General features: G+C 71.2%; 20 protein-coding genes and 1 pseudogene. 13 read left to right on the forward strand and 8 right to left on the reverse strand.

Annotated elements, in window-relative coordinates; genetic code table 11:
* Positions 1-8 precede the first annotated feature (8 nt).
* Complete coding sequence (locus ACZ562_RS24235; protein ID WP_471182709.1) at positions 9-1,625, reverse strand: carboxyl transferase domain-containing protein; 1,617 nt, start codon at positions 1,623-1,625, stop codon at positions 9-11.
* 95 nt (positions 1,626-1,720) lie between these two features.
* On the opposite strand from ACZ562_RS24235, the gene ACZ562_RS24240 reads away from it, so the two are divergent.
* The 4 genes from ACZ562_RS24240 to ACZ562_RS24255 all read left to right on the forward strand — a co-directional run bounded on the left by ACZ562_RS24240 (position 1,721) and on the right by ACZ562_RS24255 (position 5,392).
* Positions 1,721-2,314, forward strand: a complete 594-nt coding sequence (locus ACZ562_RS24240; RefSeq protein ID WP_471182712.1) for an SACE_7040 family transcriptional regulator — start codon at positions 1,721-1,723, stop codon at positions 2,312-2,314.
* A gap of 110 nt (positions 2,315-2,424) precedes the next feature.
* Positions 2,425-3,582 carry an acyl-CoA dehydrogenase family protein gene (locus tag ACZ562_RS24245; RefSeq protein ID WP_471182875.1) on the forward strand — a complete coding sequence of 386 codons (1,158 nt, stop codon included), beginning with the start codon at positions 2,425-2,427 and terminating at the stop codon, positions 3,580-3,582.
* Positions 3,583-3,618: 36 nt separating this feature from the next.
* Positions 3,619-4,488 (forward strand): acyl-CoA thioesterase, encoded by an 870-nt coding sequence (locus ACZ562_RS24250; protein ID WP_471182715.1) that lies wholly within the window; start codon positions 3,619-3,621, stop codon positions 4,486-4,488.
* A 253-nt stretch (positions 4,489-4,741) separates the two neighbouring features.
* Complete coding sequence (locus ACZ562_RS24255; RefSeq protein ID WP_471182718.1) at positions 4,742-5,392, forward strand: maleylpyruvate isomerase N-terminal domain-containing protein; 651 nt, start codon at positions 4,742-4,744, stop codon at positions 5,390-5,392.
* Here the strand turns inward: ACZ562_RS24255 and ACZ562_RS24260 are convergent.
* Both ACZ562_RS24260 and ACZ562_RS24265 read right to left on the reverse strand, forming a co-directional pair.
* Positions 5,313-6,119, reverse strand: coding sequence for a phosphatase (locus ACZ562_RS24260; RefSeq protein WP_471182721.1), 807 nt, complete (start codon positions 6,117-6,119; stop codon positions 5,313-5,315). The two genes, ACZ562_RS24255 and ACZ562_RS24260, sit on opposite strands and share 80 nt — an antisense overlap.
* Before the next feature lie 62 nt (positions 6,120-6,181).
* On the reverse strand, positions 6,182-7,672 hold the full coding sequence (locus ACZ562_RS24265; protein WP_471182724.1) for a PucR family transcriptional regulator: 1,491 nt from the start codon (positions 7,670-7,672) through the stop codon (positions 6,182-6,184).
* Between the two features lie 171 nt (positions 7,673-7,843).
* Between ACZ562_RS24265 and ACZ562_RS24270 the strand changes: the two genes are divergently transcribed.
* The 3 genes from ACZ562_RS24270 to ACZ562_RS24280 are packed head-to-tail and all read left to right on the forward strand — an operon-like array spanning position 7,844 to position 12,015.
* Complete coding sequence (locus ACZ562_RS24270; RefSeq protein WP_471182726.1) at positions 7,844-9,307, forward strand: sodium:solute symporter family protein; 1,464 nt, start codon at positions 7,844-7,846, stop codon at positions 9,305-9,307.
* Positions 9,308-9,364: 57 nt separating this feature from the next.
* Positions 9,365-10,333 (forward strand): agmatinase, encoded by a 969-nt coding sequence (gene speB, locus ACZ562_RS24275; RefSeq protein ID WP_471182729.1) that lies wholly within the window; start codon positions 9,365-9,367, stop codon positions 10,331-10,333.
* Complete coding sequence (locus ACZ562_RS24280; RefSeq protein ID WP_471182731.1) at positions 10,330-12,015, forward strand: thiamine pyrophosphate-binding protein; 1,686 nt, start codon at positions 10,330-10,332, stop codon at positions 12,013-12,015. The genes speB and ACZ562_RS24280 overlap by 4 nt, the downstream gene beginning before the upstream one ends.
* An 18-nt stretch (positions 12,016-12,033) precedes the next feature.
* Here ACZ562_RS24280 and ACZ562_RS24285 read toward each other — a convergent pair whose 3' ends face one another.
* Together ACZ562_RS24285 and ACZ562_RS24290 are read right to left on the reverse strand one after the other, a co-directional pair.
* Positions 12,034-12,636 (reverse strand): DUF7691 family protein, encoded by a 603-nt coding sequence (locus ACZ562_RS24285; protein WP_471182733.1) that lies wholly within the window; start codon positions 12,634-12,636, stop codon positions 12,034-12,036.
* Between the two features lie 112 nt (positions 12,637-12,748).
* Positions 12,749-13,552: an endonuclease I family protein gene (locus ACZ562_RS24290; protein ID WP_471182734.1), complete on the reverse strand. Its 804-nt coding sequence runs from the start codon at positions 13,550-13,552 to the stop codon at positions 12,749-12,751.
* Positions 13,553-13,919: 367 nt separating this feature from the next.
* Here ACZ562_RS24290 and ACZ562_RS24295 point away from each other — a divergent pair, with 367 nt between their 5' ends.
* The 6 genes and pseudogenes from ACZ562_RS24295 to ACZ562_RS24320 all read left to right on the forward strand — a co-directional run bounded on the left by ACZ562_RS24295 (position 13,920) and on the right by ACZ562_RS24320 (position 21,953).
* Positions 13,920-14,657, forward strand: a complete 738-nt coding sequence (locus tag ACZ562_RS24295) for a DUF899 domain-containing protein (protein WP_471182736.1) — start codon at positions 13,920-13,922, stop codon at positions 14,655-14,657.
* 119 nt (positions 14,658-14,776) lie between these two features.
* Entirely contained in the window at positions 14,777-15,628 is an 852-nt protein-coding gene (locus ACZ562_RS24300) for a serine hydrolase (protein WP_471182737.1), read from the forward strand.
* A gap of 120 nt (positions 15,629-15,748) precedes the next feature.
* Positions 15,749-15,982, forward strand: a pseudogene (locus ACZ562_RS24305) (esterase-like activity of phytase family protein); the annotation flags it as partial.
* A gap of 165 nt (positions 15,983-16,147) precedes the next feature.
* Positions 16,148-19,879: an ABC transporter ATP-binding protein gene (locus tag ACZ562_RS24310; protein WP_471182739.1), complete on the forward strand. Its 3,732-nt coding sequence runs from the start codon at positions 16,148-16,150 to the stop codon at positions 19,877-19,879.
* A 75-nt stretch (positions 19,880-19,954) separates the two neighbouring features.
* A complete protein-coding gene (locus ACZ562_RS24315; protein WP_471182740.1) occupies positions 19,955-20,341 on the forward strand; it encodes a hypothetical protein in 387 nt (128 codons plus the stop codon).
* A 163-nt stretch (positions 20,342-20,504) separates the two neighbouring features.
* Positions 20,505-21,953 carry an aminopeptidase gene (locus ACZ562_RS24320; protein WP_471182741.1) on the forward strand — a complete coding sequence of 483 codons (1,449 nt, stop codon included), beginning with the start codon at positions 20,505-20,507 and terminating at the stop codon, positions 21,951-21,953.
* 25 nt (positions 21,954-21,978) lie between these two features.
* On the opposite strand, the gene ACZ562_RS24325 is transcribed toward ACZ562_RS24320, so the two are convergent.
* From ACZ562_RS24325 to ACZ562_RS24335, 3 genes are all read right to left on the reverse strand, one after another.
* Positions 21,979-22,629 (reverse strand): hypothetical protein, encoded by a 651-nt coding sequence (locus ACZ562_RS24325; RefSeq protein WP_471182744.1) that lies wholly within the window; start codon positions 22,627-22,629, stop codon positions 21,979-21,981.
* A gap of 139 nt (positions 22,630-22,768) precedes the next feature.
* A complete protein-coding gene (locus ACZ562_RS24330) occupies positions 22,769-24,604 on the reverse strand; it encodes a glycoside hydrolase family 3 protein (RefSeq protein WP_471182747.1) in 1,836 nt (611 codons plus the stop codon).
* Between the two features lie 322 nt (positions 24,605-24,926).
* Positions 24,927-25,844, reverse strand: coding sequence for a LysR family transcriptional regulator (locus ACZ562_RS24335; RefSeq protein ID WP_471182750.1), 918 nt, complete (start codon positions 25,842-25,844; stop codon positions 24,927-24,929).

The raw sequence follows: 25,844 nt of genomic DNA on the forward strand, positions 1-25,844 counted from the left end.
GGGTCCCCTCACATCCGGAAAACGCCGAACTGGGGGTCACCCAGTGGCGCGTTGGCGCACGCGGTCAGTGCCAGGCCGAGCACCTGCCGGGTCTCCAGCGGGTCGATCACGCCGTCGTCCCAGAGGCGGGCGGTGGCGTAGTAGGCGTTGCCCTGGCGCTCGTACTGGGCGCGGATCGGCGCCTTGAAGGCCTCTTCCTCCTCGGCCGGCCACTGCTCGCCCCCCGCCTCCAGCTGGTCCCGCTTGACGGTGGCCAGCACGGACGCGGCCTGCTCGCCGCCCATCACGGAGATCTTGGCGCCCGGCCACATCCACAGGAAGCGGGGCGAGTACGCCCGGCCGCACATCGAGTAGTTGCCCGCGCCGTACGACCCGCCGACCACCACCGTCAGCTTGGGCACGCGCGTGCACGCCACCGCGGTCACCATCTTGGCGCCGTGCTTGGCGATACCGCCCGCCTCGTAGTCCCTGCCCACCATGAAGCCGGAGATGTTCTGCAGGAACACCAGCGGGATCCCGCGCTGGTCGCACAGCTCGATGAAGTGGGCGCCCTTCTGGGCGGACTCGGAGAAGAGGATGCCGTTGTTGGCGACGATCCCGACCGGGTGGCCGTGGATCCGCGCGAAGCCGGTGACGAGGGTCTGCCCGAACTCGGCCTTGAACTCGGAGAAGCGGGAGCCGTCGACCACGCGCGCGACGATCTCGCGCACGTCGTAGGGGGTGCGGGGGTCGACGGGCACGGCGCCGTAGAGCCCGTAGGGGTCCACCTTCGGCTCCACGGAGGCCTCCACCGACCACGGCAGCGGCCCGCGCGCGGGAAGCGTGGCGACGATGTTCCGCACGATCCGCAGCGCGTGCGCGTCGTCCTCCGCGAGATGGTCGGTCACGCCCGACACGCGCGCGTGGACCTCGCCGCCGCCCAGCTCCTCGGCGGTGACGACCTCACCGGTGGCGGCCTTCACCAGCGGGGGCCCGCCGAGGAAGATCGTGCCCTGGTTGCGGACGATGACGGCCTCGTCGCTCATGGCCGGGACATACGCCCCGCCGGCCGTGCAGGACCCGAGCACCGCCGCGATCTGCGGGATCCCGGCGCCGGACATCCGGGCCTGGTTGTAGAAGATCCGCCCGAAGTGCTCGCGGTCCGGGAACACCTCGTCCTGCATGGGCAGGAAGGCCCCGCCGGAGTCGACGAGGTAGAGGCACGGCAGGCGGTTCTCCAGGGCCACCTCCTGCGCGCGCAGATGCTTCTTCACGGTCATCGGGTAGTACGTGCCGCCCTTGACGGTGGCGTCGTTGGCGACGATCACGCACTCGCGTCCGCCCACCCGCCCGATCCCGGCGATGACGCCGGCGGCCGGGGCCTGTCCGTCGTACATCCCGTCGGCGGCCAGCGGCGCCAGCTCCAGGAAGGGGGAGCCCGGGTCGAGCAGCGAGTCCACCCGGTCGCGCGGGAGCAGTTTCCCGCGCGCGGTGTGCCGGGCGCGCGCCTTCTCGCCGCCGCCCAGCCGGGCCGCGGCCAGCTTGCCGCGCAGTTCCCCGACGAGCGCGCGGTGTGCCTGCTCGTTGGCCCGCCAGGCCTCCGACGCGGGATCTTCCGCGCTCGTCAGCTCCGGTGCCTGTTGCATCCTGCGGTCCCCTCACCCAGCGATCGACTGTTAATGAGCGTTAACCATTTCCTTCAGGTTAACGAGCGCTAACCTCCCTGTCTAGAATTGCTTCCATGGCCACCAGAACCGACGCCCCCACGCGGCGCGAACAGATCCTGAAGGAGGCCGCCCGGCTGTTCGCCGAGCGCGGCTTCCACGGCGTCGGAGTCGACGAGATAGGAGCCGCTGTCGGCATCAGCGGACCGGGTCTGTACCGGCACTTCGCCGGCAAGGACGCGATGCTCGCCGAGCTGCTCGTCGGGATCAGCGGTCAGCTGCTGACCGGCGCGAAGCGGCGCCTGCAGGAGGCCGACGGGGTGGCCCCAGAGGCGGTCCTCGACTCGCTCATCGAGGGCCACATCGACTTCGCGCTCGACGACCGTCCCCTCATCACCCTGCACGACCGCGAGCTGGACCGCCTCCGGGACACCGACCGCAAGCTGGTGCGCCAGCTTCAGCGGCAGTACGTCGAACTGTGGGTGGAGGTGGTCCGCGAGGTGTACCCCGAGCTGGCCGAACCGTCGGCCCGCTCGGCGGTCCACTCGGTGTTCGGCCTCCTGAACTCCACCCCTCACCTGGGCCGTCCGGGTGCGCTCCCGGGCCGTGTGGGCACGGCGGCGCTGCTGCACCGGATGGCCAGAGGGGCCTTCGCGGCTGCCGGGGCGTGACGAGCGTTACGCGCCGACCCCTCTGGACGCCTCTCCCTACCGGCCGGTACGGTAATGATCTGAGCAAGCGCTTAGATATGGACCCTTTGAGCCAGGTGGAGGTGGCGGCGGTGCGCCGTACGGTGTTCAACGAGGATCACGAGGCGTTCCGGGAGACCCTCCGGGCCTTCATCGAGGCCGAGGTCGTCCCCGTGTACGACGAGTGGTTCGCCGCCGGCCAGGCGCCGCGCGACTTCTACTACAAGCTCGCCGAGCTCGGCGTGTTCGGCATCCGCGTGGACGAGGAGTACGGCGGCGCCGGCATCGACTCGTACAAGTTCGAGGCCATCATCTACGAGGAGACCTCCCGCGCGGGCGTCCAGTTCGGCGGCTCCGGCGTGCACGTGCTGCTCGGCCTGCCCTACATCAAGATGCTCGCCAGCGACGAGCAGAAGAAGCGGTTCCTGCCGAAGTTCGTCTCCGGCGAGGAGATGTGGGCCCTCGCGATGACCGAGCCGGGCGCCGGCTCCGACCTCGCGGGGATGAAGACCACCGCCAAGCTCTCCGAGGACGGCACGCACTACGTCCTCAACGGCGCCAAGACCTTCATCACCGGCGGTGTCCACGCCGACCGCGTGATCGTCTGCGCCCGCACGTCCGCCCCCACGGCCGAGGACCGCCGCTTCGGCATCTCCCTCTTCGCCGTGGACACCAAGTCCGAGGGCTACTCCGTCGGCCGCAAGCTCGACAAGCTCGGCCTGAAGACCTCCGACACCGCCGAGCTGGCGTTCGTCGACGTGAAGGTCCCGGTCGAGGACCTGCTCGGCGAGGAGAACAAGGGCTTCTACTACCTCGGCCACAACCTGGCCTCCGAGCGCTGGGGCATCGCCTTCGGCGCGTACGCGCAGGCCAAGGCCGCCGTCCGGTTCGCCAAGGAGTACGTCCAGGAGCGCACGGTCTTCGGTAAGCCGGTCGCCCACTTCCAGAACACCAAGTTCGAGCTGGCCGCCTGTCAGGCCGAGGTGGACGCCGCCGAGGCCGTGGCCGACCGCTCGCTCGAAGCCCTCGACGCGGGCGAGCTGACCCCCGCCGAGGCCGCCAGCGCCAAGCTGTTCTGCACCGAGGTCGCCCACCGCGTGATCGACCGCTGCCTCCAGCTGCACGGCGGCTACGGCTTCATGAACGAGTACCCGATCGCCCGCCTGTACGCGGACAACCGCGTCAACCGCATCTACGGCGGCACCAGCGAGATCATGAAGTCGATCATCGCGAAGGACATGGGTCTGTAAGCCCACCGCACCTACTGGCCGATACAACTGGACGTCATGAGCCAGGCACTCCACGATCTCCTCGATCTGCTCGACCTGGAGCAGATCGAGGAGAACATCTTCCGCGGCCGGTCCCGCTCCGCCGTGGTCCCCCGCGTCTTCGGCGGACAGGTGGCGGCGCAGGCGCTGGTCGCCGCCGGACGTACGGTCCCCGCGGACCGGCACGCCCACTCCCTGCACGCGTACTTCCTGCGCATGGGAGACCCGGGCGCGCCCATCGTCTACAACGTCGAGCGCATCCGCGACGGCCGCTCCTTCACCACGCGCAGGGCGGTCGCGGTCCAGCACGGCAGACCGATCTTCGCGCTCTCGGCGTCCTTCCAGACGTACGAGGAAGGCCTCGACCACCAGGCCCCCATGCCGCCCGCCCCCGATCCGGTGACCCTTCCCACCTCGCAGGAACGTCTGCGGGGCTACGACCATCTCGCTCCCGAGATCCTCGAGAGGTTCCTGGAGTCACGCCAGGCGATCGACCTGCGCTACGTCGACGAGCCGCCGTACGGGAAGTTCGGCGAGCCGCGCGAGCCGCACTCCCAGGTGTGGTTCCGCACCAACGGCAAGCTCGCTGACGACCCCCTGCTGCACGTCGTGCTGGCCACCTATGTCTCCGACATGACCCTGCTCGACTCGATCCTCCTCGCGCACGGCCGCGGCGGCTGGGCGGTCGGCGACGTCGTCGGGGCGTCGCTGGACCACGCGATGTGGTTCCACCGTCCGTTCCGGGCCGACGAATGGCTGCTGTACGACCAGGAGTCGCCGTCGGCACACGGCGGCCGCGGCCTCGGCCAGGCCCGCATCTACACGCAGGACGGCCGGCTCGCCGTCTCGGTCATCCAGGAGGGCCTGGTCCGCGTCCCCAGGCAGTGACTCCCTGGCCGCGGCCGCCCCGGGTCGGGTTCGATGGGTCCATGACAGTCACGTCGGAGACCTGGAACTGGCGGGGCGGACGGATCCGGGAGGCCTTCCCGGAGGCGGCGGACCGCACACTCGAGCTGCTGTCCGGGCCCGCCGTCGCCGCCGCCTGGGACAAGCCCGGCGCGCTCAGGGAGTTCAGCGTCCGGGGGCTCGCCGGGCACACCTTCTGGCCGGAACCGGCCTCCCGGGGCTGCTCGCGGACCCGGTGCCGGCCGAGCCGGTGGTGTCGTTGCGCGAGTACTACCTGGAGCGGGTCGTCTGGCCGGACGCCGGCGCTCCCGTCAGCGCACGGATCAGGCAGGGCGGAGAGGCGGCCGCGGCCGACGGGCACGAGGTGCTGCTCGCGCGCGTACGGGACGCCCTGGGGCAGCTGCGGACACTGGTGCCGGACGCACCCGCCGTACGTCCCGTCCGCGTCCCGTCCTGGGGCGACTGGTCCCTGGACCTCGACGACTTCCTGCCGACCCGGCTCATGGAACTCGTCGTGCACGCCGACGACCTGGCGTGCAGTGCCGCAGTGCCGGCCCCCGACTTCCCCGAGCGGGTGACAGCCCCCGTCGTGGAGCTCCTGGCGTGTCTCGCCGTCCGCCGCCATGGCACGGTCGACGTGATCCGGGGGCTGGCCCGAGCCGAGCGCGCCCCCGGATCGATCGCCGGTGTCCAGTTCCAGTGCCGCGTCGGCCAAGGTCTGCCCGTCAAGGAGCGGCGTCCGGTGCGTGCACCCGACGCCGCGGTGCCCGCCCTCCGGGCGGACGACGGGAATGCGGCGACAGGACCTAGGCCTGTCCGTCCTGGCCGGCGAGGCCCGCCTCCGCCAGCAGATACGCCGTCATCGGGTCGTAGTGGCGCGGGCTGAGCACGTGGTCGTCGAGGGGGACGGTCACCTGGAGGGTGCCCTCCGCCTCGGCGATGAACAGGGCCGGGTCGTTGCAGTCGGCGTAGCCGACGGAGTCGACGCCGTGCTGGCCCGCGTAGCCCGCCCAGCCGTGGTCGGCGACCACCAGGTCGGGCAGCGGGCGGCCCGAGCGCTCCAGGGCGGTCAGGATGGCCTTCATCGGCTCGCCGGAGTGCGTGTGCCACAGCGTGGCGCCGTGCTCGAGCACCGCCACGTCCGCGAACTGCATGACGTACCCCTCGTCCGTCTGCAGCCCGTCCGGGATGACGACGATCTCGCAGCCGGCAGCGCGCAGGGCGGCGGCCGTCGCGCGGTGCACGTCGAGGAGGCCGCCCGGGTGACCGGTGGCGAGGAGGACCCGCTGCTGGCCGTCGGCCGCCTTGCGCAGCCGGCCCGCGAGACGCTGCAGGGCGTCGACCGTCAGCTCGGGGTCGATGGTGTCCTGGCCGTACCGGTACTCGGGGTCGTCGTTCACCCCGACCCGCTCCGCCATCACCGCGAGCACGTCCTGTTCGTCGGTCCAGCGGTCGCCGAGTTCCAGGCCGAGCCAGAAGTTGCGGACGCCGTTCGCGAGCTGGCGGTAGTGGGAGAGGTTGTTCTCGCGGGGCGTGGCGACGTCGCCCGCGATGCGGGTCCGTACGAGGTGGTCGACGAGCTCGGCGCGGCTGGGTGTCCCGGGTATCGGCATGAACACCATTGTGGAGCAGGCGGCGGTGGGAGTTCTTCGCGTATCGCTCCCTGGGACGTGGGTCACGTGTCCCGTTGCCGCAGGGCGAACCACAGCTCCATGCGTACGTCCGGGTCGTCCAGGTCCGCGCCGAGGAGGTCCGCGCACCGGGCGATCCGCTGCCGGACGGTGTTGCGGTGCACGGCCAGGGCGACCGCCGTTCGGTCCCAACTGCCGTGCAGGGAAAGCCAGGTGCGCAGGGTTTCGGTGAGGGCCGGGGGCGCGGCGATGGGCGCGAGGAGGGCGCGGGCGTGGGCCTCGGCCTCGTCGGCGGGAACCAGGGCGGCGAGGTGGGGGCGGGCGCCGTGGCGGACCAGCGCCGCACGGGTGGCGCGGGCGCGGGCCAGGGCGCGGGCGGCCTGGGTGTCGGCGGCGGGCCACTCGTGCGCGGCGGCGGCGGCACTGACGCCCAGCGTCCAGCCGGGCTGCCGGGCCGGTTCGCGGTCGGCCGGCACGAGAACCCGTACGACGTCCTGCGCCAGGTCGACCAGCGGGGAGCCGAGAGCCGCGCCGAGCGCGGAGGCCGCCACGGCGTCGGGGGCCTGGGCGTCCGGTCGGGCGTGCACGACGAGCCACCGCTCTCCGCCGAGCAGCGGCGCGACCGCCTCCGGCGCGGCGCCCAGCAGCAGCCGTACGAGCGCCGAGGAGCGTTCCGCGCCCGCACCGCTCTGGTGCTCGCCGGTCAGCAGCGAGAGCAGCACGGCGGCGACGGAGGCGATGGTGTGGTCACCGGGCTCGCGATGCGGGGCGGCGACACCCAGCACGAAGCCCTGCCCGGTGCCGAGGGCGTAGGCGGCGAGGTGGGTGCCGGCGAAGATGTCCGTGGCGGAGGCGGGGGCGGGGGTGCGGCCGGGACGCACGACCTTCGCCAGCTCCGCCAGCGCCCCCCTTGCCCCCTCGCCGTGCGGCTCCCGTCCCGCCGACGCGATCTCCGCCCCCTCCGGGCCGTACAGCACCGACCAGCCCCCCACCCGCTGGGCAAGCCGGCGCAGTACCGACGGCACCGGGTCGGGGCGGGAGGCCGCGGCCGCCAGGCCCTGCTGGGCCGCCGTGACGCGACGGAGTTCGGCCAGGCGGGCCTGGGCCATGATTTGCCAGACCGCGCGGGCCACGCCCGAGAACGTGGTCTGCGGAGGGACCTCCAGGAGGGGGAGTCCGTACGCGTCGCAGGCCGCGACCAGCGCCCGCGGCACCGTGTCGTGCACGGGGGCCAGGCCGAACCCCAGGGCCGCGCCGCCCGCCGCCACGATCCGGGACACGTACGCGTCGAAGTACGTACCGGAGCCCGCGGCCTCCGGGATGTGTACCCCGGCGGTCAGCAGCAGCTCCCCGCCCAGCAGATACGGATACGGGTCCGCCATCTCGGAGGTGTGCGCCCAGTGGATCACGATGTCCGGATCGGCCGGACCGGCGATCCGGCGCAGGGCGAGGTCCTCGCGGGCCAGCAGGGCGGCGAGGGGCACGGGCGGTGTGGGGGGAACCGCAGGGTCCGGCACGATGGACGTTCCTTCCATCCGGCTCGGCTCGAATGGATGAAACGTACACTTCGCAGTCGCTTTCCAGCCACCTAGTGTCGGTCCCGACCGGCAGCCCGCGGGTACGGGCGGATGTCCCCGCGAGCCCCTGCCGACCGTCCCCGGTATCTGCACGACACGCCACAGACAGTGCGCGAAGGAGGCCCCAACATGGCCGTCGACTACACCGTGATCGTCGTCTATCTCGCCGGCATGCTGGCCATGGGCTGGTGGGGCATGCGGCGCGCCAGGTCGAAGAGCGACTTCCTCGTCGCCGGACGACGGCTCGGGCCCGCGATGTACTCCGGCACCATGGCGGCCATCGTCCTCGGCGGAGCCTCCACCATCGGCGGCGTCGGACTCGGCTACCAGTACGGCCTCTCCGGCGCCTGGATGGTCTTCACCATCGGCCTCGGGCTGCTCGCCCTCTCCGTCTTCTTCTCCGCCCGCATCGCCCGCCTCAAGGTCTACACCGTCTCCGAGATGCTCGACCTGCGCTACGGCGGCCGGGCAGGCGTGATCTCCGGCGTCGTCATGTGGGCGTACACCCTCATGCTCGCGGTGACCTCCACCATCGCGTACGCCACGATCTTCGACGTCCTCTTCGACATGAACCGGACCGTCGCGATCGTCCTCGGCGGCTCGATCGTCGTCGCCTACTCGACGCTCGGCGGCATGTGGTCGATCACGCTCACCGACATGGTGCAGTTCGTCGTGAAGACCGTCGGCGTGCTGCTCCTGCTCCTGCCGATCGCCGTCGTGAAGGCGGGCGGCTTCTCCGAGATGAAGGCGAAGCTGCCCACCGAGTACTTCGACCCGCTGGGCATGGGCGGCGAGACGATCTTCACCTACGTGCTGATCTACACCTTCGGCATGCTCATCGGGCAGGACATCTGGCAGCGCGTGTTCACCGCGCGCAGCGACCGGACGGCGAAGTGGGGCGGCACGGTCGCCGGCACCTACTGTCTCGCCTACGCCCTCGCCGGCGCCGTCATCGGCACCGCCGCCAAGGTGCTCTACCCCGACCTCGCCAGTGCCGACGACGCCTTCGCGACCATCGTCAAGGACGAACTCCCCGTCGGCGTAAGGGGACTGGTGCTCGCCGCCGCCCTGGCCGCCGTCATGTCGACGTCCTCCGGCGCGCTCATCGCCTGCGCGACCGTCGCCAACAACGACATCTGGTCCCGCCTGCGGGGCGTCGTGAAGGCCGACGGCGGGGAACACGACGAGGTCAGGGGCAACCGCGCCTTCATCCTGGTCATGGGTCTCGCCGTGATCTGCACGGCGATCGCCCTCAACAACGTGGTCGAGGCGCTGACCGTGGCGTACAACCTGCTCGTCGGCGGTCTCCTCGTCCCGATCCTCGGCGGTCTGCTGTGGAAGCGCGGCACCGCGCAGGGCGCCCTCGCCTCCGTCCTGGTCGGCGGCCTCGCCGTCATCGGCCTGATGGCGGGCTACGGCATCCTCGCCAACGAGCCCGTCTACTACGGCCTCCTCTCGTCGCTGGCCGCCTACGTCGCCGTCTCCCTGACGACCCGGCCGACCGACGCCGCCGTCCTCGCCGCCTGGCGTGAGCGCCTCGCCGGACGGGCCCCCGAACTCCCGTCCGAAGAGCGGGTCCCGGCTCCCCAGTAGAGTCGTAGGAAGACGCAGTACATACGCGATGAAGCGTAGGAAAGAAGGCATTTCCCGATGAGCAGCAACGAGACGCCCCGCGGCCCTGTCGACTCCTCCCGTATCCCGCGGTACGCCGGACCCGCGACCTTCGCCCGGCTGCCGCGCCTCGACGAGGTCGGCCGCGCCGACGTCGCCGTGGTCGGCGTGCCGTTCGACTCCGGCGTCTCGTACCGGCCGGGCGCCCGCTTCGGCGGCAACGCCATCCGCGAGGCGTCCCGGCTGCTGCGCCCCTACAACCCCGCACAGGACGCCTCCCCCTTCGCGCTGGCGCAGGTGGCCGACGGCGGCGACATCGCGGTGAACCCCTTCAACATCAACGAGGCCGTCGACACCATCGAGGCGGCCGCCGACGAACTGCTCGGCACCGGCGCCCGCCTGATGACGCTGGGCGGAGACCACACCATCGCGCTCCCGCTGCTGCGGTCGGTCGCGAAGAAGCACGGCCCGGTCGCCCTCCTGCACTTCGACGCGCACCTGGACACCTGGGACACCTACTTCGGCGCCGAGTACACACACGGCACCCCGTTCCGCCGGGCGGTCGAGGAGGGCATCCTCGACACGTCGGCGCTGTCGCACGTCGGCATCCGCGGCCCGCTGTACGGCAAGCAGGACCTCACCGACGACGAGAAGATGGGATTCGGCATCGTCACCTCCTCGGACGTCTACCGCCGGGGCGCCGACGAGGTCGCCGACCAGCTGCGCCAGCGCATCGGCGACCGCCCGCTGTACATCTCCATCGACATCGACTGCCTCGACCCGGCGCACGCGCCCGGCACCGGGACGCCGGAGGCGGGCGGCATGACCTCCCGCGAGCTCCTGGAGATCCTGCGCGGCCTCGCGTCCTGCAACCTGGTCTCCGCCGACGTCGTCGAGGTGGCGCCCGCGTACGATCACGCCGAGATCACGTCGGTGGCCGCGTCCCACACGGCGTACGAACTGACCACCATCATGTCCCGCCAGATTGCCGAGGCCCGCTCGAAGTGACCCACGACCACGACCTGGTGCTCCGCCCGACGCCCGCCCAGAGGGAGGCCGCGCTGAACCCGCCCCCCGGCCGCAACGGCGGAGACCTGGTAGTGGAGACCCTGGCCGGGCTCGGCGCGACGACCGTCTTCGGCCTGCCCGGCCAGCACGCCCTCGGCATGTTCGACGCGCTCCGCCGCTCCGACCTGAGGTACATCGGCCTGCGGGTGGAGAACAACGCGGGCTTCGCCGCGGACGCCTACGGCCGGGTCACCGGTGAGGCGGCCCCCCTCCTGCTCTCCACGGGCCCGGGCGCGCTGACCTCGCTGGCCGCGCTCCAGGAGGCCGCGGCCGCCTCGGCCCCGGTGCTCGCGATCAGCAGCCAGGTCCCCACCCCCGGACTGGGCGGCGGCCGTCACGGCTACCTCCACGAACTCCCGGACCAGGCGGCCTCGTTCCGGGGCGTGGTGAAGTCGGTCCACACCGTCCGCACCCAGTCCCAGATCCCGTCCGCGATCGCGGCGGCCTGGAAGTCGGCGCTGACGGCCCCGCACGGGCCGGTGTGGGTGGAGATCCCGCAGGACGTGCTGCTCGCCGGGACCCCCGTTCCGGTGGTGACGGCGGCGGACGCGACCCCCGACGAACTGCCGCCGCGCCCCGAACTGACCGCGGTGGCGGCCGACCTGCTGTCCCGCGCCGCGCGCCCCGCGATCATCGCGGGCGGGGGAGTCGTACGGGCGGACGCGTCGGGGAAGCTTCGTCAGCTGGCGGAGAAGCTCCAGGCCCCGGTCGTCACGACCTTCGGCGGCAAGGGCGCCTTCCCCTGGGGGCACCCCCTCTCGCTCCAGTCCTGGCTGGAGGACCGTCACACGACGGACTTCCTTCAGGACGCCGACGTCCTGCTCGTCGTCGGCTCGGGCCTCGGCGAACTCTCCTCGAACTACTACACGTTCAAGCCCAGCGGCCGCGTGATCCAGATCGAGGCGGACCTCGGCAAGCTGGAGTCCAACCACCCGGCGCTGGGCATCCACGCGGACGCGCGCCTGGCGTTGCAGGCGCTGCTGGAGACGGTGGAGCCGCGGGAGGACGAGACGGTCAGGGAGCGCGTACGGACCCTGCTGTCGCGGGTGCGTGAGCGCATCGACGCCCAGGAACTCACCCTGGAACAGGACGTGCTGGCGTCGGTGCGGGGGGCGCTGCCGGCCGACTCGCCCTCCTTCTGGGACATGACGATCCTGGCGTACTGGGCCTGGTCCGCCTTCGACGCGAAGGGCCCCAACCGCATGCACTCCGCCCAGGGCGCCGGCGGCCTCGGGTACGGCTTCCCGGCGGCGCTGGGCGCGGCGGCCGCCGAACCCACCCGGCCGGTCCTCGCGGTGTCGGGCGACGGCGGGGCCCTGTACTCGATCGCCGAGCTGGCGACGGCCCGGCAGTACGGCCTGAACGTCACCTGGCTGATCGTCGACGACGGCGGCTACGGCATCCTGCGCGAGTACATGACGGACGCGTTCGGCCAGGCCACGGCGACCGAGCTGAGCCGCCCGGACTATGTGGCGCTGGCCGAGTCGTTCGGGGTCCCGGGAGTGCGGACGACCCCCGAGACCCTGGAGCAGGACCTCGTCAAGGCACTCGCGTCCCCCGGCCCCTCGGTGGTCGTCCTGCCGGCACTGCTGCGGATGTTCGCGCCGACGCACCTCGGCTGACCGCCGCGGCGGGCCGGTTCAGCAGAACCAGAAGAAGATCGTGTCCAGCGTCTGGCCGAGCGTCCGGGCCTGCTCCCACTCCTCGGCCTCGAACCGCATGAGTTCGGCGAACTTGCGGGCCGTGTCCCGGTATTCGGGGTCGAGACGGCCGAGTACGGCCTCGTAGGAGTCGGCGAGCGCGGCCGCCCGCGGGGTGGGCAGGGTGCCGACGGAGGGGAACGCGTCGCCGGGATGGGGCAGCCTGAGCGGCGGCCCGCTGAACAGGAACGAGCCGGGCAGCAGGTCGGACGGTACGCCGTGCCGGGCCAGTTCGTCGTCCATGCGGTAGAACCAGGACGGCCGCCGCCACACCCCGAGGTCGGTCGTGTCGGAGAAGTGGGACGCCACCACCTCGTGGAAGGCGTAGGTGTACGCGGGGCTCATCTCGACGCTGGGCGCCCCGTCGATCAGTTCGTCGAGCGCCTGGCACACGGTCACGTCGAGGTCGATGTGCTGTTCACGGAACCGCGCGTCGGTCCGCGCGCACCGCTCGCGCACGACGCCTAGGACCCGCTCCTGCTTCTCCGTCCGCTCCACAGTGGTGAGGAGACGCATCACGTCCCGCATGTCCCCGGTGCTCATCTCCAGGCAGTGGCCCACTCTTTTCTCCCCTTCGCCGGACGACTGCGTCCATGATCCGCAACAGGGGAGAGGCGCGGTGCGGCGGGGGGCACCGCGCCCGGTTTCCGGGGTCCTACCAGATCGCCTCGACCCACTCCGGGTGGTCGACGAACGGGTTGCGGTTGTGCTGGTAGGTGTCGTAGATGACCTGGTTGCGGCGCTCCTCGAAGGCGTCCGGCGGGTCCTCGTCGTTCCACGCCTTCAGGACGGAGAGGCGACCGTGGCAGGGGACGCTGCTGTTGGTGACGAGGTCGTTGGGCTCCAGGTCCGGCCGGCCGTCGTCGCCCTCGTAGCGGACCGCCATGTAGAGGATCATGCGGGCCACGTCGCCCTTGACGGCGTCGCGGGGCTCGAAGGAGTTCGAGTCGGTGAGGCTGCCCCCGGAGTCGGTGAAGCTGCTGCCGCCGTTGTCGAAGTCCTTGTTGCCGCGGATGGAGTTGACCGTCACGTCCTCGGGGCGGATGTGGTGCAGGTCGGTACCCGGGCCGGCCGTGGTGCCGAAGTCGCCGTGCGACTGGGCCCACACGTGCTCGCGGTTCCAGTTGCCGGTGGAGCCGCCGTTGAGCGACTTGCTGCGCGAGATGCCCGAGTACAGCAGCTTGACGTTGCCGCCGTTGCCCGGGTCCTGGTCCGTGTCCTTCAGGGCCTCCCAGAGTGCCGAGTACGAGAGCTTGGTCTGGCTGCTGATGATCGTGTGCAGCGAGGACTTGAGGCTCGTGCCGGTCTTGCCGACCGCGTTCTTGTAGTACGTCGAGTCGTACGCGGTGGTGGTGGCCGCGGCCGGGGTCGCGGTCAGGGCCGGTGCGGTGAGGCCGACCAGCACGGCGGCGGTGGCGAGCGCCACCGACTTCCAGCGGCCTGTGTGTGTCGCCAGCATGTGGGGTGTCCCATCTACGCGGGTTGAATGGAGGCGGCAACGGGAGGGTGACATGGACATGCGAGCCTGTCCATGGATTCCACATGTCGATCGGGTGACCGGAACCGGCAAACCACCCTTTGTCCAGGCGAGTTGACCTCGTCGGGGGCGCCGGCGGAGGCCGGTCGGGGGCACGGTCTCGTGGTGGGCGTGGATCGGTGGCACATGTCACCCGCGCGTCGTGCGGGGCGGGGTGAGCGCGCGCTGTGCCGTACCCGGCCGGGTGTGAGAACGCAGAGGGCTCCGCAAAGAGATTTTGTCGCCGCGCGCGTACGGTGGACGCATGGCCGGTCGGGTCCGTTCTGCTCCCGCAGAGGAGGGAAAGGCAATGCCCGAGCACAAGGTGGGCACACGGGACGAGTTCGAGGCGGCCCGAGCGGAGCTGCTCGCGGAGGAGAAGAAACTCACCCGACGCAGCGACGAGCTCGCGCAAAAGCGCAGGGAGCTGCCCTGGGTGCCGGTCGAGAGGGACTACAGATTCGAGACCGAGGGCGGGTCCAAGTCGCTCGCGGACCTCTTCGACGGGCGCTCGCAGCTGCTCGTCTACCACTTCATGTTCGGCCCATCGTACGAGGCCGGGTGCCCGGTCTGCTCCTCGATCGCGGACACCCTCGACCCCAACACGGTCCATCTCAAGGGCCGCGACGTGACGCTGATCTGCTCCTCGCGCGCGCCGATCGACAGGCTCCTCGCGTACCGGGAGCGGATGGGCTGGAGCTTCGACTGGGTCTCAACCGTCGGCAGCGACTTCCACCGCGACATCGGCTTCATGTACACGGAGGACGAGCTGAGACCGTTCCTCGACGGCGACATCCCGCCGACGGTGAGTCAGATGGCGGAGCTGTGCGGCACGGACGTGCTCGGCTACGTCACCGAGGGGCCGGGGTTGAGCGCCTACGCGCTCTCGGAGGGCACCGTCTACCGGACGTACGTCACCACGGCGCGCGGCCTCGAACCTGCCATGCCCTACTACGGCCTCCTCGACCGGACCCCGATGGGCCGCCACGAGGAGGGCGAGCAGCTGCACTGGCTGCGCCGGCACGACGAGTACGGGCTCAGGAGCTGAGCTCGGAGCCGAGCCGCGCCCTTGAATCGGCGACGGACGTGGTGACGCTTTGGCCGGCCTTTGCCCAACGGCGCAGGTGACGCGTACAACCTTTCACGCCCCGGTGAGTCATCAGGGGCATGACTCTCGGGACATCCAGGCGTGCGAGACATCTCGCGGTGGCCCTCGGCGCCGGCGCACTCATAACCGTGGCGGCGGCCACGCCCGCCGCCGCGGCCACGACCGTCAGCTGCACATCCGGCACGGCGGGCCTGGCCACCAAGCTGAGGAACGACATCACAGCGGCACTCGCGAACCGCAGCGGCACGATCTCGGTCGGCCTCTACGACCGCTCCACCAAGACCACGTGCACCTTCCGCCCCGCAACGGCCTACGACTCCGCGAGCGTCGTCAAGGTCACCGTCCTCGCCACGCTGCTGTGGGACGCGCAGAAGACCGGTCGCACCCTCACCAGCACCGAGACCTCCCTCGCCAAGGCGATGATCACACAGTCGGACAACACCGCGACCAGCAAGCTCTGGAATCAGCTGGGTCTGACGAAGATCAAGGGCTTCCTCGCCGCGGCCAACATGGCCAACACCACGCCCGGCGCGGACGGCTACTGGGGCCTGACCCAGATCAACGTCACCGACGAGCAGCGCCTGCTCAAGCTGATCACCGCGCACAACACGGTGCTGAGCGACGACTCCCGTTACTACGTCCGCAAGCTGATGAGCCAGGTCGTCTCCTCGCAGCGCTGGGGCACGCCGTACGGCGCTCCGTCCACCGTCTCGGTGCACGTCAAGAACGGCTGGCTGGAGCGCGCCACATACGGCTGGCGGGTGCACAGCGTCGGCACGTTCAAGGGCGGCGGCCACGACTACATGATCACGGTGCTCACCCGCGGCAACACCACGATGACCTACGGGATCAACACCATCCAGGGCGTCGCCAAGGTCATCCACCGGGATCTGGCCGCTTCCACCGCCTGACGCATGGCGGCCTCCCGCACGTCACCGACCCGGCCCACGGTGATCATGCCCCTGAGAGCCGTACTCGCGACCGCCGCCGCCGGCCTGGCGGCGGCCGCCTGCCTGACCGCCGCCGGTCCCTCCGGACAGGACGGAGTGCGGCTGATCAAGAAGACACCACTGGCGGACATCGCCACCTGCCCGCCCCTGGGCGCCACCGCCAAGCAGCCCCAGCCCAACCCTCTCCTCGACAACATCGAGGGAATGGTGATCACGGGCCGGAGCAGGGGCAGTCTGACGGTGCTCCTGGCAAGCGACGACAACCAGAACCAGGCACAGACGACCCGTTTCTGCCGTCTCCGGGTGAGGACGTAGGCCTTGAGGGCCGGGGCGGTATGCGGCTCCGCCGCGTGGGCGTGACCAGCCACGACGTTGCCGGACCCGATAGACGACCAGAACCCGAATGTGACGGGGGGATGAAATCGTCCTTCGTTTGCGTTGGTGCCTTCCGGTAGATCAGGACGAACGGAGGGCACCCGCGTGGGACCGCAACGGGGATGGGCACGCCGACTGGCCGGCTACGCCTGGAGACATCCCAAGGACGTAGTCCTCGCCCTCGGCTCCTCCCTCGCCGGCATGGCCGTCATGGCACTGGTCCCGCTGGTCACCAAGGTGATCATCGACGATGTGATCGGCGACCACAGCCGAGACATGGCCCCCTTGGCCGGAGCCCTGATCGGCGCGGCCGTGCTCGTCTACGTCTGCACCTACGTCCGCCGTTACTACGGCGGCCGCCTCGCCCTCGACGTCCAGCACGACCTGCGGACCGAGATGTACGAGACGATCACCCGGCTCGACGGACGGCGTCAGGACGAGCTGTCCACCGGCCAGGTGGTCGGCAGAGCGACGAGCGACCTCCAGCTGATCCAGGGCCTGCTCTTCATGCTCCCGATGACCATCGGGAACCTGCTTCTCTTCCTCATCTCCCTGGTGATCATGGCGTGGCTGTCCCTGCCGCTCACGCTGGTCGCCCTCGCCGTGGCCCCCGCCCTGTGGTGGATCGCCAGGCGAAGCCGTACAAAACTGCACCCCTCCACCTGGTTCGCCCAGGCCCAGGCCGCCGCCGTCGCCGGCGTGGTCGACGGCGCCGTCAGCGGCGTACGCGTGGTGAAGGGTTTCGGGCAGGAGGAGCAGGAGACCGGGAAGCTGCGGGAGGTCGGCCGGCGGCTCTACGCGGGGCGGCTGCGCACGATCCGCCTGAACGCCACGTACACGCCGGCCCTCCAGGCCGTACCCGCCCTCGGCCAGGTCGCGATGCTCGCGCTCGGCGGCTGGCTGGCCGTTCGCGGCCACATCACGCTCGGTACGTTCGTCGCCTTCTCCACCTATCTCGCCCAGCTGGTCGGCCCCGTGCGGATGCTCGCCGTGGTCCTCACGGTCGGCCAGCAGGCCCGGGCGGGCACCGAACGCGTCCTGGAACTGATCGACACCGAGCCCTCCCTCGCCGACGGCACGAAGGAACTCCCCGCCGACGCTCCCGCGACCGTCGAGTTCGACGACGTGTCCTTCGGCTACGACCACGCCTCCGGCAGAACCAGCCCCGTCCTCGACGGGCTCAGCTTCGAGATCCGCCCGGGCGAGACCCTCGCCGTCGTCGGCGCCTCCGGCTCCGGCAAGTCCACCGTCTCGCTTCTCCTCCCGCGCTTCTACGACGTGACGCACGGCGCCGTACTCATCGGCGGCCACGACGTCCGCGAGCTGACCCTCGACTCGCTGCGCGCCGCCATCGGCCTCGTCCCCGAGGACTCGTTCCTCTTCTCCGACACCGTGCGCAACAACATCGCGTACGGCCGTCCCGACGCGACCGAGGAGCAGATCGAGGCGGCCGCCCGTGCCGCTCAGGCGGATCGTTTCATCGCCGCGTTGCCCGACGGCTACGACACCAAGGTCGGCGAGCACGGCCTCACCCTCTCCGGCGGCCAGCGCCAGCGCATCGCGCTCGCCCGCGCGATCCTCACCGACCCGCGGCTGCTCGTCCTCGACGACGCCACCTCCGCCGTGGACGCCCGGGTCGAGCACGAGATCCACGAGGCGCTGAAGCAGGTCATGGAGGGCCGGACCACCCTCGTCATCGCCCACCGCCGCTCCACGCTCAACCTCGCCGACCGCATCGCCGTCCTCGACGGCGGCCGCCTCGCCGACCTCGGCACCCACGACGAGCTGCAGGAACGGTCCGCCCTCTACCGCCGCCTCCTCACCGACCCCGACGAGCTCGGCGGCGTCTCGCCCGGCCACGCCCAGCCCGCGGCACCCCAGGAGGAGACCTCCGTACGCGACGAACTGGACGCCGAGTTCGACGCCGAGCGCGGCATCACCCCCAGGCTGTGGGCGGGGGAGCGCGCACAGCGGGACACCGCCATGGAGGGAATGCCCGCCACCCCCGAACTCCTCGCCCAGGTCGAGGCGCTGCCCCCGGCGGCCGACACCCCGGACATCGACGAGGCACGCGCGGTCACGCCCGAGGAGTCCTACGGCCTGCGCAGGCTCCTCGGAGGCTTCGGCCTCCCCCTCCTCGTCAGCCTCGGCCTCGTCGCAGTCGACGCCGGCATGGCCCTGCTGCTGCCGGTCATGATCCGGCACGGCATCGACAAGGGCGTCTCCGCGGTCGCCCTCGGCGCGGTCTGGACGGCCTCGCTCCTCGCCCTGCTCGCCGTCGCCCTCCAGTGGGCGGCCCAGATCGCCGAGACCCGGATGACCGGACGCACCGGCGAACGCGTTCTCTACTCGCTCCGGCTCAAGATCTTCGCCCAGCTGCAGCGGCTCGGACTCGACTACTACGAGCGGGAGCTGACCGGCCGGATCATGACCAGGATGACGACGGACGTCGACGCGCTGTCGACCTTCCTCCAGACCGGCCTGGTCACCGCCTTCGTCTCGGTCGTCACCTTCTTCGGCATCATGGGCGCCCTGCTGGTGATCGACCTACAGCTCGCGCTCGTCGTCTTCGCCACGCTGCCCCCGCTGATCGTCGCCACGTACTTCTTCCGCCGGGCGAGTGTGAAGGCGTACGAACTGGCGCGGGAGCGTGTGGCGACCGTCAACGCCGACCTCCAGGAGTCGGTGTCCGGGCTGCGGATCGTGCAGGCCTTCCGGCGTGAGCGGGACGGCGGGCGCAGGTTCGCTGAGCGCAGCGACAGCTACCGCCAGGCCCGCATCCGCGGCCAGTGGCTGATATCGATCTACTTCCCGTTCGTGCAGCTCCTGTCGTCGGTCGCCGCGGCCGCGGTGCTGATCGCGGGCGCGGGCCGGGTGGACGCGGCGACGCTCACCACCGGGGCGCTGGTCGCGTACCTGCTCTACATCGACCTGTTCTTCGCGCCCGTGCAGCAGCTCTCGCAGGTCTTCGACGGCTACCAGCAGGCGACGGTCTCGCTGGGCCGCATCCAGGAGCTGCTCCGGGAGCCGACGTCGACGCGGGCCGCCGACGAGCCGCTCGACGTGCCGTCCCTGCGGGGCGAGATCGCCTTCGAGGACGTGCACTTCGCGTACGGCGGGGAGGAAGAGGCGCTCAGCGGGATCGAGTTGCGGATCCCGGCCGGCCAGACCGTCGCCTTCGTCGGCGAGACCGGCGCGGGCAAGTCGACCCTCGTCAAGCTGGTGGCACGCTTCTACGACCCCACCGGCGGCCGGGTCACGGTCGACGGATCGGATGTGCGCTCCCTCGACATCACCGCGTACCGCCACCGCCTCGGGGTCGTCCCGCAGGAGGCGTACCTCTTCCAGGGCACCGTCCGCGACGCCATCGCCTACGGCCGCCCCGACGCCACCGACGCCGAGGTGGAGGCGGCGGCGCGCGCGGTCGGCGCGCACGAGATGATCGCCACCCTCGACGGCGGCTACCTCCACGAGGTCGCCGAACGCGGCCGCAACCTCTCCGCCGGACAACGCCAGTTGATCGCCCTGGCCCGTGCCGAACTGGTCGACCCGGACATCCTGTTGCTGGACGAGGCCACCGCCGCGCTGGACCTGGCCACAGAGGCCCAGGTCAACCAGGCCGCCGACCGTGTCGCCAGCCGCCGCACCACCCTCGTCGTCGCCCACCGTCTGACAACCGCCGCCCGCGCCGACCGGGTCGTGGTGATGGCCCACGGCCGGATCGCGGAGGACGGCACGCACGACGAGCTGCTCGCCCTCGGCGGGCCGTACGCCGAGCTGTGGCGGACCTTCGTCGGGGCGCCCGAGCCGGAGGAGACCGTCGCCGCGTCCCAGTGACGGTCGCGCAACCATCCGACACACGTCCTGCGTCCGTACACCAGTACGCTCATGTGCGGTGCGGGAGGGACGACAGTGGACAGTGGTGCGATACGCCGGCGGCTCGTGCTCGTCCTGGCCGTGCTGACCGCGTCCGTTCTGCTCGCCGTCGCGGCGCCCGGCGACGCACAGGCCGCCACGCCCTGCTCGGGCCGCAAGGTCAGGACGCTCCCGTTCAGAACCGGTGCCGTGCACGTCTACAAGCAGGGCGGCTACGTCTGCGCCGTCACCCTCACCAAGCGTCCCGGTACAGAGCGGTTCATGTCGGTCAGCGTCCAGGCGCGCGGCAACCGTCCGGTCGTCGACGACGGGCGCTACACCCACCGGGCCGGCCCGGTGACCGTGCACGCGGGCCACCGGTGCGTATGGGTCAAGGGCAGGGTCGGGCGGGGAACGGTCAGCTCCGGCTGGATCCTCTGCTGATCTCACGCTTTCCCGGGGCGGTTTCAGCTGGGCTTCTCTGGCGGGCCGGGTTCCTCTGGCCGGTTTCCCAGAGGGTTTTCCCCAGATCTCCCCATCTCCCCTGGTGCTGAAAGGAGTTGCTCCGCTAGCTTCCGGCGCACATCTGTCTCACAGGGGAGTGTGCATGCGCAAGGCGCTCAGATGGCTGCTGGCGCTCACGGTGCTCATGGGTACGGTGAGCACGGCGGGGGCGGCCACCGCCGCCGAGCCGGAGGCCACCGGCACCACCGCCACGACCGACACCGACATCAAGGACCGGCTGCTGTCCATACCGGGCATGAGCCTCATCCAGGAGAAGCCGTACAACGGCTACCGCTACTTCGTCCTCGACTACACCCAGCCGGTCGACCACCGGCACCCGTCCAAGGGCACGTTCCAGCAGCGGATCACCGTGCTGCACAAGGACGTCTCCCGCCCGACGGTCTTCTACACCAGCGGCTACAACGTCTCCACGACCCCGAGCCGCCGCGAGCCGACCCAGATCGTGGACGGCAACCAGGTCTCCATGGAGTACCGCTTCTTCACCCCCTCCCGGCCCGACCCGGCCGACTGGAGCAAGCTGGACATCTGGCAGGCGGCCGGCGACCAGCACCGCATCTTCAGGGCCCTGAAGTCCGTCTACACCAAGAACTGGGTCGCCACCGGCGGTTCGAAGGGCGGCATGACCGCCACCTACTACGAGCGTTTCCACCCGCGTGACATGGACGGCGTCATCGCGTACGTCGCTCCCAACGACGTCGTCAACGACGAGGACTCGGCGTACGACCGCTTCTTCGCGAAGGTCGGCACCAAGGAGTGCCGGGACCGGCTGAACGCGGTGCAGCGCGAGGCGCTCGTGCGCCGGGAGCCGCTGGAGAAGAAGTACGAGGCCGTCGCGGCCGAGAACGGCTACACGTTCGACACCATCGGCAGCCTGGACCGGGCGTACGAGGCTGTCGTCCTCGACTACGTCTGGGGCTTCTGGCAGTACAGCCTGCTGTCCGACTGCGACTCGGTCCCGGCGAACGCGGCGACCGCCACGGACGACGAGATCTGGAACTCCGTCGACACGATCTCCGGCTTCTCCTTCTACACGGACCAGGGCCTGGAGCCGTACACGCCGTACTACTACCAGGCGGGCACGCAGCTCGGCGCACCGACGATCCACTTCCCGCACATCGAGAGGAAGTACCTCCGCTACGGCTACCAGCCACCCCGGAACTTCGTCCCGCGCTCGATCCCCATGAAGTTCCAGCCCTCGGCGATGCGTGACGTCGACACCTGGGTCCGCCACAACGCCCGCCACATGCTGTTCGTCTACGGCCAGAACGACCCGTGGGGCGCGGAGCGGTTCCGTCTCGGCAAGGGCGCGAAGGACTCGTACGTCTTCACGGCTCCCGGCCTGAACCACGGTGCCGATGTCGCGGGCCTGGTCGCCGACGAGAAGGTCCTCGCCACGGCCCGGATCCTTCAGTGGGCGGGCGTGGCGTCGTCCGCCGTCCGGGCGAACCCGTCGGCCGCCAAGCCGCTGGCCGAATTCGATGCGAGGCTGGACAAGAGGGACATGGAGCGCGAGCCGGCGCTGCGTCCGTAACTCTTCAGCCGCGCCCGGCCGTTGCTCAGACCGGCCGGGCGCAGCCCACCGGATACGTGCCGCCGAGCTGAACGTACAGCGCGGTGGACACCGGGCACTTCGAGCGGCTGCCGACCGCCTTCGTCACCTTGTACTGCGGCTGCTTCCCGTCCTCGCCGTCGCACGCCGTCTCGCGGACCTTGCCGCCGCCCAGGCCGTAGACGCAGTCCCCGACGACGGTGCGCGGGCCGCCGCCGCCACCCGGGTCGCCGGGGTGCGGCGGCTGCAGGTTGCGCATGCAGGCGTAGCCCTTCGGGACCGTCCCGTCGCCGTCCTCGTCGAAGGACGGGCGCTGTTCACTGATGTGCAGGACGAAGTCGGTCGTCCCCGGGCACGGCGGACCGTCGCCCACCTTGCCGTCGTGGCGCGCCACGACTCGTGCCGAGGCGCGCTCACTGGTGCACGCCACATCGGTGAAGCCGGCCGTCCCGAAGGAACTGCACTCGTCGACCGCGAGGAACACCGCGCCGTGGCCGGAGGCCCGCGTCGCCGTCGCCGTGGCCGTCGGCTCCCCGCCGAGCCTGCCGTCCTCCTCGCCGCCCCCCGCACCGGACGCCGATCCCTGACATCCCGTCAGCAGCGCGGCGAGCAGCGCGAACAGCGCGCTGACCACCCCCACGGCACATCTCTCGCGCATCGCCATCCCCCGGCCACCCCCGTCCAGCGTGGCCCGCCGGGGCGGGCACACGCCAGATAAGTGGGATGCTTTGCGCCTTTTGGTGGTGATGCGCCGGGTGTGTGGCGTACGGGCGCTACGTCTGATACGAGTACGGCGCCTAGTACGACAGCCCGTACCCGACCGGATACAGCACCTGTGCCGGATCGTCCGCCCGCTGCACCGGCACCGGCAGCTTCCCGCGCGGCCTCACCTGCCCCGCCACCACGCGTGCGGCGGCGCGCAGTTCGACGTCGGTCCAGGAGTACGTGGCCAGGCAGGCGGTGACGGACGGCAGTTGGGCAACGTCGTACGGATTGCGGATCGCGACCGCCACCACCGGCTTCCCGGTCGCCGTCAACTGCTCGACCAGCGTCTTCTGCGAGCCGGTCGCGGTGACGTTGTACGTCCCGACCACCACCGCGTCCGCGGTCCGGGCCGCCTCGACGGCCTTGGCGATGGTAGCGGCCGACGGGGCCGTACCGGTGGACAGGGCCGTCGCGGTGAAGCCCAGCTCGGACAGGGCCGTCGCGAGCACGCCGGTGGGCGGTCCCGTGGTGCCGGACGGGGAGGCCGGGTCGGCGCCGACGACGAGGAGCGCCTTGTGGGTGCGCCGGGACAGCGGCAGCAGGTTCCCCTCGTTGACCAGCAGGGTCGTCGTCCGCTCGGCGATCCGGCCGGCCGCCGCCAGGTGCGCCTTGGTCCCGACCGTGCGGGCGACGCCGGCCCGGCTGACGTAGGGCTCGTCGAAGAGCCGCAGCTTCGTCTTGAGCCGCAGGATGCGCAGGAGGGACTCGTCCAGCCGGGACTCGGTGAGCTCACCGTCCCGTACTGCCTTGAGGACGGCGTTCCAGGCGACGTCCAGGGAGGGCGGGTTGAGGAGCTGGTCGGCGCCCGCCTTCAGGGCGAGCACGGGCACCCGGTCGTCGCCGTACTTGGTCCGCACGCCCTCCATGGTCAGCGAGTCGGTGACCACGACCCCGTCGTAGCCGAGTTCGCCGCGCAGGATGCCGGTGAGGACCGGGCGGGAGAGGGTGGCCGGGTCCCCGGAGCCGTCGAGGGCCGGCACCATGATGTGCGCGGTCATGATCGAGTCGATGTCCGCCTCGATCGCGGCCCGGAACGGCACCGCGTCCAGCGTCTCCCACAGCTCGCGGCTGTGTGTGATGACGGGGAAGCCGTAGTGGCTGTCGACGGCGGTGTCGCCGTGGCCCGGGAAGTGCTTGGCGGTCGCGGCGACCTCGGAGCGCTGGTACCCGGTGACCTCGGCGGCCACCAGCGAGGCCACCGCGGCGGGGTCGGCTCCGAAGGAGCGTACGCCGATGACCGGGTTGGCCGGGTTGACGTTCACGTCGGCCACGGGGGAGTAGTCCTGCCGGATGCCGAGCGCCCGCAGCTCGGCGCCCGCGAGACGGCCGAGGGTGCGGGCGTCGGAGCGGGAGCCGCCGGCGCCGACGGCCATCGCGCCGGGGAACAGGGTGGCGGGCTTGCCCACGCGCGCGACCATGCCGTGCTCCTGGTCGGTGGAGATGAGCACGGGCAGACCGCGCGGCTGATCGAGGGAGGCCCGCTGGATCCCGTTGGACAGGTCCGCGATCTGGTGCGGATCCCGGGTGTTGTGCGCCCAGGCGAAGTAGATGATGCCGCCGACCCGGTACTCGGCGATCAGCTCGGCGGCCGTGCGGACGCCGATCTCCTTGAGGTTGGCGTCGATGTCGGCCTGGTCGGGAGCGGTGGCGGAGTGCCCGTACACCCGCATCACGAAGAGCTGCCCGACCTTCTCCTCCAGCGTCATTCGGGAGATGAGCGTGCGGAGCCTCTTGTCGTCGGCGGGTGTTCCGGCGTACGCGGCGCCCCCGACCGCCAGGGAGGCCGAGACGCCGGCGGTCGCCGCGAGGACCGTACGTCTTGACGGGCTCGCGGTGTTTCCCGTGCTTCCTGTGCCGGAGTCGCGCACGTGCGCTCCTTCCCTCTGAAGGAAACTTCCGAGGAGTCACGAATATCCGGGAAGTTTCTGCCAGTCAAGGGAACGCGCAGCAAACCGAAGAGGGGCGCGGTGACCGAAGAGGGGCCGCCATCGGCGCTGTTGGAGGGGGGCGCGCCGATGGCGGCGTGCTGCCGGCCGCAGTACGGCGGAGAGGGTAAGTCAGCGATCGCAGCCAGCAGCGAGGGCCGACACCGCACCGCGGTGACTCTCCGGCAGCATGCGGGTTGGACGAGCGGGGACGGGGCTGGGTTCCCGGGTCCCGCCGGATTCCCGGAAGTTGGTGGCCGTGGGGTCAGCGGGACGCGTGGGCCGCCACACCGGGCCAGTGCCGCTGCAGCGTGCGCACGGTCTCCACGATCGCCGGACGCCCCGCGGCCCCCGTGCGCCACAGCGCGTACAGCCGCCGTACGGGCATGGGGTCGAGCGGCACCTCCACCGCCCCGCCGGGCAGCGGCCCGCGGCCCAGCCGCGGAATGAGCGCCACACCGAGACCGGCCGCGACGAGCGCGACCAGCGTCGGGTTCTCGTCGGCCTGGTGCACGATGTCCGGCTCATGACCGGCCGCCCGCAGTGTCCGTACCAGCCAGTCGTGGCACACCCGGCCGGGCGGCTGGCAGATCCACCGCTCGCCCCCCAGCTCCGCACGCCGTACGGCCGTCCGCCCGGCGAAGGGATGCCCCTCGGGCACCAGCAGATCGCACAGGTCGTCCCCGATGACCGCCTGCTCCACCCCGGCCGCGGCCGGCAGCGGCGCGATGTCCCAGTCGTGTGCGACGACGAGGTCGACCGCCCCCTTCGCCACCAGGTCCACGGACAGATGCGGGTCGATCTCGGTGAGCCGCGTGTCGAGCGCCGGATGCCGCTCGGCCAGCTCGGCCAGTACGCCGGGCAGCAGGCCCCGGGCCGCCGAGGCGAACGCGGCCACCGTCAGCCGCCCCGACGGCACGCCCCGCCGCTCCTCCAGTTCGGTCTCCGCCCGCTCCATGATGGCGATCAACTCCCGTGCGGTACCGGCAAGTTGCCGCGCCTCGGCGGTGAGCCGCACACCACGCCCCTCCCGCTCCAGCAGTACGGTCCTGGTCTCCCGCTCCAGCTTCGCGATCTGCTGGGACACGGCGGAGGGCGTGTACCCGAGCGCGGCGGCCGCCGCGCCGACGGTGCCGTGGACGGAGACGGCGTGCAGGGCGCGGAGACGCTGGAGGTCGAGCAT

This window comes from Streptomyces sp. NPDC040410, assembly GCF_055595715.1.

Coding starts and splice junctions, on each gene's coding strand:
- ACZ562_RS24235 (WP_471182709.1), bottom strand. CDS start 1,625: ATGCAACAGGCACCGGAGCTGACGAGCGCGGAAGATCCCGCGTCGGAG.
- ACZ562_RS24240 (WP_471182712.1), top strand. CDS start 1,721: ATGGCCACCAGAACCGACGCCCCCACGCGGCGCGAACAGATCCTGAAG.
- ACZ562_RS24250 (WP_471182715.1), top strand. CDS start 3,619: ATGAGCCAGGCACTCCACGATCTCCTCGATCTGCTCGACCTGGAGCAG.
- ACZ562_RS24260 (WP_471182721.1), bottom strand. CDS start 6,119: ATGCCGATACCCGGGACACCCAGCCGCGCCGAGCTCGTCGACCACCTC.
- ACZ562_RS24265 (WP_471182724.1), bottom strand. CDS start 7,672: ATGGAAGGAACGTCCATCGTGCCGGACCCTGCGGTTCCCCCCACACCG.
- ACZ562_RS24270 (WP_471182726.1), top strand. CDS start 7,844: ATGGCCGTCGACTACACCGTGATCGTCGTCTATCTCGCCGGCATGCTG.
- speB (WP_471182729.1), top strand. CDS start 9,365: ATGAGCAGCAACGAGACGCCCCGCGGCCCTGTCGACTCCTCCCGTATC.
- ACZ562_RS24285 (WP_471182733.1), bottom strand. CDS start 12,636: ATGAGCACCGGGGACATGCGGGACGTGATGCGTCTCCTCACCACTGTG.
- ACZ562_RS24290 (WP_471182734.1), bottom strand. CDS start 13,552: ATGCTGGCGACACACACAGGCCGCTGGAAGTCGGTGGCGCTCGCCACC.
- ACZ562_RS24295 (WP_471182736.1), top strand. CDS start 13,920: ATGCCCGAGCACAAGGTGGGCACACGGGACGAGTTCGAGGCGGCCCGA.
- ACZ562_RS24300 (WP_471182737.1), top strand. CDS start 14,777: ATGACTCTCGGGACATCCAGGCGTGCGAGACATCTCGCGGTGGCCCTC.
- ACZ562_RS24320 (WP_471182741.1), top strand. CDS start 20,505: ATGCGCAAGGCGCTCAGATGGCTGCTGGCGCTCACGGTGCTCATGGGT.
- ACZ562_RS24325 (WP_471182744.1), bottom strand. CDS start 22,629: ATGCGCGAGAGATGTGCCGTGGGGGTGGTCAGCGCGCTGTTCGCGCTG.
- ACZ562_RS24335 (WP_471182750.1), bottom strand. CDS start 25,844: ATGCTCGACCTCCAGCGTCTCCGCGCCCTGCACGCCGTCTCCGTCCAC.